This is a genomic window from Streptomyces sp. UG1 (assembly GCF_049974585.1).
GTDB lineage: Bacteria > Actinomycetota > Actinomycetes > Streptomycetales > Streptomycetaceae > Streptomyces.
In genome coordinates, this window is record NZ_JBNGGG010000106.1 from 1 (window position 1) to 8,130 (window position 8,130).

Sequence of the window (8,130 nt, forward strand, 5' to 3'; positions counted from 1 at the left end):
CTCTCCATGATGGACATCATCCTTCTGGGGCCGAAGCCCCTGATCTTCGATGTCCGTCAAAGCGGATCAAGCCCAATGTACGAGAACGCCCGAGACACTCTGCAGCCCTGAGTGCCAGATTCTCAACGTCAGCGTTCAGGAGATCTGGTACGGCGTCTCCGGTGACGGAGACATGTGGCGGAGCTTGGACGGCCATGAGCAAACTCGGCCCACCATCCGTGCTCCACACCATTCGCGACGCCGGCTATCTGCTCCGCTGACGCCGGAGTGTGATCATCCGGGAGCGGGGCCGGCGACGCCGACGTAGTACCCAACCGCCAAGACCCGATACACGGGGGGTGCGCTGGTCGAGGACGGTGAGATCCGGTCGACGGCGCCCGGCCTGCGCGACGATGTCCTCAGCGGTCGCGGTCAACCACAGCAGGTGGATGGTGGCCTGCGGGGGATCGCCAAACTGCAGGAAGTCCCACGGCACCAACGTTGGTTCCGGCCCGGTGTCGGCAGGATCGATGTCGGTGTGATCAAGGGTGTACACGCGAACGGGGTTGGCGTCGCGCCATGGCACCAGACGCGGGGCGGACCACCATTTCGCCGACTCGTAGATCCACACGCCCTCGCCGTCCATGGCTAGCACGCGTCGGCGTAGCGCGGCGTTGCCCGGGCGGATCCCGGCGAGCACCGCGACCATCCCGGGCAGGCCCAACCACAAGACCGCGGCGAACAGCGCCCCCAGAAACGAGCCAAGGTCGTCCACGGGCCGGAACACCTCGGTGATCCACCATGGGCTGGTCGGCACGAGGAGCCCCAGCCAGCCCAGGCTGGCGATCAACAACACGCCGCTGAGGAGACCACCGATCCGCAGCCGCCACCGAACCACGAACGTCCCGCGCCGGGCCGGACCGCGCTCAGCAGCGCCCGCCGCCCGCCGCCGTCTCCCGCGCTGCTTCACGCTGCCCAAGCATCTACGGGGTGACCGGGACCGGTCCCGGGTTCGGAACAACACACCCATCCGATAACCCGACTATGTGATCACCATTGTTGGACGAGCACCGGTACGCCCGGTCCTGGCTGCACAACTGAACCCCGGCCTCCGCTCAGCCGCGACAGCGGGCCGAGCATCCCGCTCCTGCCTCGCCCCGGACGGGGTCAGCCCAGCAAGGCGAACACAAGACCGCGGAGAAGCATCGCCACCGAAGAAGTGCCACCGAAGTGAGACTCGGCCGGTGCTCCCGGCAACTTCACGTGACTGCATGGGGACGACTCCGGTAGGCCCCAATTCGCAGTCCGCGCTTGGGTGACTCGAAGCGGCCCGCCCTTGCGGCCAAACGAGTCCGGGGATTCGGTCACTAACGTGAGACGGGACATGTGGCCGTAGCATGAGACAACCGGAGAACCCGCTGGCCACCAGCACGCCCTCGGCCACGAGTTGTGAGACTCTACAACAGGCGAGTGCCTGGGCGAACGGCAGATGATGAACCGTGGCGACACACGTGATGACGTCGTAGGAGCGGCAGGGAACTCGGCTACTGCATCCGCGACGGTGAAGGTCACAGGAAGCGATGAGGGAGTCAGCTTCTGAGCCTGGACCGTGATCACGGGATCGGCATCGACTGCCGTCACGGCAACGGCGCGTCGGGCCAGGGCCTCGCAAGGTCACCGCTGCCGGAGCCGATGTCCACAGCGCGATCGAAGCGTTTCGGCAGCTGCCGCAAGATCCAGCGGTGGTAGTGGGCGTTGTGATCCCAGGGATAGGCGGCATTGAACCGCTCAAGAGCCCGCAGAACACGAGTCGAAAGGATCTTCATCCCCTCAGTCCATCAAGTCCTGGCAGCACCCACACCCCGTTCCAGGACAAAGATCAACCGCTCCCCGGTAGGGCCCCGCCGCCCGGCAGTGCCCTACGCCGGAAGCAGCCCACGGAGACGCGTTGAAAGAACACCCACTCAGGAAGCGAGGACCAAGGTGGCGTTATGGCCGCCGAAGCCGAAGGAGTTGCTCAGGGCCGCCAGTGGTCCTTGAGGAAGTTGGCGCGGTGATCCGGTCACTATGTCCAAGCCGATTGCGTCGTCGGTCTCGTCTGCGTTGAGGGTCGGGGGCACGACGCGGTGGTAGAGGGCCAGCAGGGTGGTGATCGCCTCGACGGGGCCGGAGCCGCTCTGCAGGTGTCCGATCATGGACTTGGGAGCCGAGACGGCGATCTGGTCGGTGTGGGCGCCGCACACACGATGTAGGGCGCGGGCTTCGGCGAGGTCTCCGGCCAGTGTGGAGGTGGCGTGGGCGTTGACATGGGCGATGTCGGTGACCGACAGGCCCGCGTCGGCGAGCGCCCGGGTGATGGCTTTGGCCGCACCGAGTCCCTCGGGCTGCGGCTGGGCGATGCGGTGCCCGTCGACAGACATTCCGATACCGAGGATCCGGCCGTAGACCCGGGCACCGCGGGCGCGGGCATGGGCCTGCGACTCAAGGATCACGATGCCCGCGCCCTCGCCGAGCAGGAAACCGTCCCGGCTCTTGGCGAAAGGGCGGGAGGCACCCTGCGGGTCGTCGTTACGTCGGGAAAGGGCACGCATGGCGGCGAACCCGCCCAGGCCGAACGGGTGGATCGGCGCCTCGGCGCCGCCGGCGATCACGACGTCGGCCCGGCCCAAGCGAATCATGTCCGCCGCCAGCCCGATGGCCTCGGTCCCCGAGGCACAGGCGCTCACCGGCGCATGGGCACTGCCCTGGGCGCCGTACTGGATGGCTATCTGCGCCGCCGAGCTGTTGGGCAGCAGGGAGGGCACCGCGTAGGGCGACATGTGCTTCCAGCCCTTGGTCTGGAGCGTCTGATGCGCAGCGAGCATGGTCTGTGCGCCGATGGTGGAGGAGACCGCGACCGAGAGCCGCTCAGTGTCCAGCTCCGTAGCGGTATCGAGGCCGGCGTCCGCCCAGGCTTCGTGTACGGCCATCAGCGCCAGCTGCGTGACGCGGTCCATCCGGCGCGCCTGCGCGGGCGGGAGGGCTGCCGCGGGGTCAACGGCCGCGGGTGCGGCGATCCGCACCGGCAACTCATGGGCCCACGGTTCGTTCAAAACCCGGGCTCCTGACCGGCCTTCCAGCATGCCCTGCCAGCTGGAGGTGACGTTGGCGCCCAGGGGCGTGACCGCTCCGAGTCCGGTGACCGCGACATCCGACGCTCCGGCGGAAGCTTTCTCTACCACGATCTTCCTCATTCAGTTATCTGTTTGACCAAAAGGGCAAAGCTACTTCCGCGCAGGGAACTTTGTCGGTCGTGCACCGTCTCAAGCTGACGCTGCATCAGGCGAGGGTCGCCCTGCGGGTGAGGTCACGCGCGACCGCCATGGCCGGTGTCAACCCCGTACGACGGGCACAGTAGCCCGGCCCGGTCGCTGAGTGTGCCGGTCGTTTGCCCCACAAGGAACAGCCGCCGCGCACACCGGAATATGGGCAAGGCGCCGGTCGAGACCGCCTCTGGTTTACAGCCGCGCCCTACGGGTCCGTCAGATCCGTGGCTCGCAGCGAAGTCGCGGATCATCGCGGGGTGCTGAGGGCTGGGGTGTTCGGGTTGGTTCGACAACTTTTCGACGGCATCGCGCCTCCCGGTTCACCAGGTGAGCACATCCCGTGGGCGACTCCGCCGCGCCCACGGGATGACCAGCCGGGGAACAAAAACACCTACTCAGTTGGCCGGGACAGCGACGATTCGGGTGGCTGATGGCGGGTCGATTCGCGTCTGCCGCAGGCTCGGGCACCGGACCGGTCCGCGCTTCGTCACGTGGCTGACAGGCTCCATGCCCCGGCCGAGCGCACCTGGTAGTAGCCGCGGCCCGGCCACTGGAACGTATGCTCCCCGGCGCGGCCTTCGGTCACCGTCACCCAGTAGGCGAGGCGGTCGTTCAGCGCCTCCAACTGGATCAGGCTCGGCCCCGCGTAGTAGAGGACGCCCGGGCCCGGGTCCCCTCGGTAGTGCACGACATCTGATCCGGTTCCGGTGATCTCGTCGTGGAAGCGCGGGACTTCTCGCAGGGGGGCCGTAATCGCCGTCCACTCCTCCCGGTCGCCGTCGGCAAACACGCGAAAGGCGATTGCCTTGCTCGCCTCCGGCAGCGGAATCCGGGCGGTGATGGGGGTGCCGTCGGCCGACAGCCGGTACAGGCGTGAGGAGCGCCCCTTCCTGCCCTCGAAGCGTAGGTGGACCCGTGTCTGCCCGTTGGTCGAGAAGACCATCACGGCCGGGCGGTACGACGGCATTTTCAGCCGATGGATCTGCTCGCCGCTGCCTCCCTTCCCGCTGACCTGCGGCTGGGAGACAGGCGTCGGTGTCGTGGGGCGAGGCCTCGCCTCGCGTGGCTGCGTGCGGACTCTGCTGCCCGGGCCTGGCTGTCTCGGAGTGCTTGGGCTCGGATTCTCCGTCAAGCGGACCGCGTCCGCTGCACACACGGCGATGGTCCGGGCGGCACCCCCGGGAGGCGCCCAACTGACGTGCCAGGCAGCCCTACCGTGTCGGGCGTCGAAAAAGCACAGCGGCATGCGCTCCGGCAGTGGTTGGCCGGCGATCAAGGCATCCAAACAGGCCAGCGCATGCCTGCCCTCGTCCAGCGTGCGCAGGACATCGAGTATGTCCGCCCGCCCCCGGTCGCCTGCGACCTCCCGCTTTGCCTGGTCGTATGCGTCGAGGGCACGCACCAGCTCGGCCCGCATCTCATCGGTGGCGCCGGGCTGGCCCGGGCTGAAGGAATGGACGTCCAAAGCCTCACCAAAGGCCGTGATCTCGGCCTCGATCTCGGTGAGCGCCGACTCGTCGCGCCCGCGCCACGGCCACCATCGGCGGAGCCCCCCGCCCACCCCTCTACGCATGGTCGCAATCATGCCGCACGGCCCGGCAGGCACGTCCCGAGGTCGGCGGCTGAGCACGGAGCGGCAAACTGATTCCGGCGGCCCCGACCCACGTCGGTCGTCGAGATGGCGGCGGCCCCGGTCCGCGCCGGCGCCCGAACCAGTGGCGGAATGGCAGTCCCGTACGGCATCGGCATCCAGGGCAAGGCGATGCTCGCGCACACCAGCGACTGCCGACTCACCTCCGGCCGTACCCCTCGGTCAGGCATTCCTGCACCGCTCCCGCGTCCCGCTCGACCAGGCCCCCATCGACCACGTCACGGCCGCCGAATGGGTAGCCCGTCAGCGGGAGCTCGACGACCCGGCCGCCGCGGCCGAGGAACTGGAGGACGGCGTGGTCGACGGCTGCTCTCCCTGGGCCTGCCGGGGTGAAACCGAGCCCGTGCAGGACGACTTCGGGCTGGCTTCTTGAGGCGGATCATCCTCGACCTGTTCGCAGGACCCGGCGGCTGGAGCCACGCACTCACCGTCCTCGGCGCACGGGATGTCGGCCTGGAGTGGGACGAGTGGGCCTGCAAAACCCGTGCCCGGGCCGGGCAGTTGACGATCCGGACCGACGTCGCCGTCTATCCGGCATGGATCTTCTCCGGCCGGATCCTCGGGCTGATCGCCTCCCCTCCCTGCCAGGCATGGAGCATGGCAGGCAAACGCCTCGGCCTGGTCGACCAGCCCCTCGTCCACCAGGCCGTCGCCGGCCTCGCCACCGGACGCGACACCCGCGAACAGATGCTCGGCGCGTGCGCGGACCAACGCTCGCTCCTCGCCGCCGAACCCATGCGCTACCTGCACGCCCTCAACACGGTGGGCGAGCCCGAGTGGGTGCTCATGGAAGAAGTCCCCGACGTCCTGCCCCTGTGGCGGCAATACGCCGCCATCCTGCGGACCTGGGGATTCTCCGTATGGACCGGCATCCTCAACGCCGCAGACTACGGCGTCCCCCAGACAAGGAAACGGGCGATCCTGCTCGCCTCCCGCACCCGCACCGCCGAACCTCCGCCGCCCACCCACGCACCCTCCGCCGAACCGGAATCGCTGTTCGGGCCCGGCCGCGCCCGCTGGGTATCCATGGCCGAAGCCCTGGGCTGGGGCGCCACCGACCGTCCCGTGCCCACCGTGTGCGCGGGCGGCGGGCCGGGAGGCGGCCCCGAGCCCTTCCCCTCCGGCTCACGCAAGACCCTCACCGACGCCCGCGACCGCGGCACCTGGACACCCCGCCCCGACGCCGAACTCGTCCCGGCCTCCCGCAGACAGGGCTCCGGGCGGGCCTCCCGGCCCGGTGAGAACCGCCCCGCAGATGCTCCGGCACCCACCTTCACCGCCGAGGCGCACCGCTGGTCGTGGCCCCTGCGCAGTAACAATCAGACCAACGCCACCGTGCGCCGGGCCGACGAGCCCGCCGGCACCCTGTTCTTCGGCCACCGCGCCAACGAGTGCACCTGGGTCGCCGACACCGCCTCCGGCCTTCCGAACGACGGGCAGCAAGCGGCGCCGACCCCGATCAAGATCACCGCCCGGGAAGCGGGCGTGCTGCAGAGCTTCCCCGCTGACTACCCCTGGCAGGGCAACAAGGGCCAGACTTTCTCGCAGATCGGCAACGCCGTCCCCCCGCGCCTGGCAGCCCACCTGCTCGCCCCGCACCTCAACAAGCCCTTCAACCCCGACGACTTCACCCTCGCCGCCTGATGCCCCGCACCCCCGACCCCGATGAGGACGATCTCTATACGAGACCGCCGCACCCACCCGTGTACTACGCCGAGCAGGCCCTCCTCGGCGCCCTCCTCCTCGAACCCCACCGCCGCACCGACATCACCGGAATCGAGCCCGGCTCGTTCTCCAACTACGCGCACGGCGCCCTGTTCGCCGCAATCCGCGACCTGCCGGTCCCCGACACCGTCCAGCACGCGCAGGACACCAGCTGGCTGAACGCCGTGCTCGCCGCCGCCCGCGAGCACGCCCGCGGGCTGACCGCCTCCTACCTGCACACACTGGTCCAAGTCTGCCCCTGGCCCCGGCACGCGCCCGCGTACGCGCGGGTGATCGAGGCCGAGCACGCCCGCCGTGCCCTGCGCACCCACGCCGAGCGCCTCGCGCTGACCGCGAGGGACGTCACGCTCCCGCACCCGGTGCCCACCACCCTCGCCGCCGCCGACGCCCTCACCGCCGCCGTGGACGACATCGCCGCCCGGTTCCCTGCCCGCTCCGGCTCCCTGCCCCGCACCCCCGCCCCCGCCCCGGCAGCCGCCCTCAACGTCCCCGAGTAGGCAGTCGATGAGGAGCGGCTGCTGCTCGCGACCGCGACGGCGCACCCGGCTGACGTCGAGCAGATGCGGTGGCTGACCGCCGACGACTTCACCCGCCCTCTGCACGCCGGCCTGTGGCAGTGCCTGACCGCTCTGACCCGGCGCGGTGTCCCCATCGACCCGGTCACGATCCTGTGGCAGACCCAGCAGCAGGGCCTCCTCGCATCCGGGACCGAACCGGCAGAGCTGCTCGACCTCCTCGGCGCACCGGCCGCCTCCGCTGAGTACTGGGGCGAGCGGATCCTCCAGCGCTCCATCCTGACCACCGCGCACCACGTCGGCCGGCGCATCGAAGCATTCACCAATGACCCGGCGACCACCCCGTACCAGCTCATCCTCGGCAGCCGCCGCGCACTCGCCGACCTGTCCGCCGCCCGCACCCGCTGGCACCACGCCACCTCACCCGCACCGACGACCACGTCCACACGCACCAGGGCCACCGCGCCGCCCCGGGCCGGCCCGCCACAGACCACGGCGCCACCCGCCGCACGTCTCTCCCGCTGACCCCGAACCCGCCGGTGACCGGGCCCGCAACGGCCCTGCCACCGGCAGAAGCGAGCACTTTCTTCGTGACCACCCCTGCCGCCGACGCGTACGTCCGCCTCGACACCCACCCCACGCACACCAGCGCCGTAACCGCCACGATCACCGGCCCCCAACGAGAACGGGCCCGCGCTGCTCTGACCGCCCGCGGCTTCGAGGCCCTCGACGACAACACCCTGGTCATGGCCCGCATCGACCACGAGGAGTCTCAATGAGCGAGTCAATCCTCGGTGATAGTCCGTCATGCCGCGAGTCAGTGGGGTTCTCCCCGGCCTGGGCTTCTGGCCGTTCAGTATTTCGCAATGCGCATAAGACCAGGGCTCCGTCAAGTTCCGTGATTGCGTGGAGGGGTGACGATCAGCCGGTAGGGGCGGATAGCAGAGCAGGCACG

General features: G+C 69.6%; 9 protein-coding genes. 5 read left to right on the forward strand and 4 right to left on the reverse strand.

Annotated elements, in window-relative coordinates:
- Positions 1-244: 244 nt before the first annotated feature.
- The 4 genes from ACP4J3_RS50270 to ACP4J3_RS50285 all read right to left on the reverse strand — a co-directional run bounded on the left by ACP4J3_RS50270 (position 245) and on the right by ACP4J3_RS50285 (position 4,845).
- Positions 245-835, reverse strand: a complete 591-nt coding sequence (locus tag ACP4J3_RS50270) for a hypothetical protein (protein ID WP_426544935.1) — start codon at positions 833-835, stop codon at positions 245-247.
- Positions 836-1,616: 781 nt separating this feature from the next.
- Positions 1,617-1,805, reverse strand: coding sequence for a hypothetical protein (locus tag ACP4J3_RS50275; protein ID WP_426544937.1), 189 nt, complete (start codon positions 1,803-1,805; stop codon positions 1,617-1,619).
- 138 nt (positions 1,806-1,943) lie between these two features.
- Positions 1,944-3,200, reverse strand: a complete 1,257-nt coding sequence (locus ACP4J3_RS50280) for a beta-ketoacyl-[acyl-carrier-protein] synthase family protein (protein ID WP_426544939.1) — start codon at positions 3,198-3,200, stop codon at positions 1,944-1,946.
- Positions 3,201-3,771: 571 nt separating this feature from the next.
- Entirely contained in the window at positions 3,772-4,845 is a 1,074-nt protein-coding gene (locus ACP4J3_RS50285) for a hypothetical protein (RefSeq protein ID WP_426544941.1), read from the reverse strand.
- Positions 4,846-4,999: 154 nt separating this feature from the next.
- On the opposite strand from ACP4J3_RS50285, the gene ACP4J3_RS50290 reads away from it, so the two are divergent.
- The 5 genes from ACP4J3_RS50290 to ACP4J3_RS50310 all read left to right on the forward strand — a co-directional run bounded on the left by ACP4J3_RS50290 (position 5,000) and on the right by ACP4J3_RS50310 (position 7,954).
- On the forward strand, positions 5,000-5,308 hold the full coding sequence (locus ACP4J3_RS50290) for a hypothetical protein (protein ID WP_426544943.1): 309 nt from the start codon (positions 5,000-5,002) through the stop codon (positions 5,306-5,308).
- A gap of 5 nt (positions 5,309-5,313) precedes the next feature.
- Positions 5,314-6,579 carry a DNA cytosine methyltransferase gene (locus ACP4J3_RS50295; protein ID WP_426544949.1) on the forward strand — a complete coding sequence of 422 codons (1,266 nt, stop codon included), beginning with the start codon at positions 5,314-5,316 and terminating at the stop codon, positions 6,577-6,579.
- Complete coding sequence (locus ACP4J3_RS50300) at positions 6,579-7,157, forward strand: DnaB-like helicase N-terminal domain-containing protein (protein WP_426544945.1); 579 nt, start codon at positions 6,579-6,581, stop codon at positions 7,155-7,157. Before ACP4J3_RS50295 ends, ACP4J3_RS50300 begins: the two co-directional genes overlap by 1 nt.
- Positions 7,158-7,175: 18 nt before the next feature.
- On the forward strand, positions 7,176-7,700 hold the full coding sequence (locus tag ACP4J3_RS50305) for a DnaB-like helicase N-terminal domain-containing protein (protein ID WP_426544951.1): 525 nt from the start codon (positions 7,176-7,178) through the stop codon (positions 7,698-7,700).
- Between the two features lie 65 nt (positions 7,701-7,765).
- A complete protein-coding gene (locus tag ACP4J3_RS50310) occupies positions 7,766-7,954 on the forward strand; it encodes a hypothetical protein (RefSeq protein ID WP_426544947.1) in 189 nt (62 codons plus the stop codon).
- Positions 7,955-8,130 lie beyond the last annotated feature (176 nt).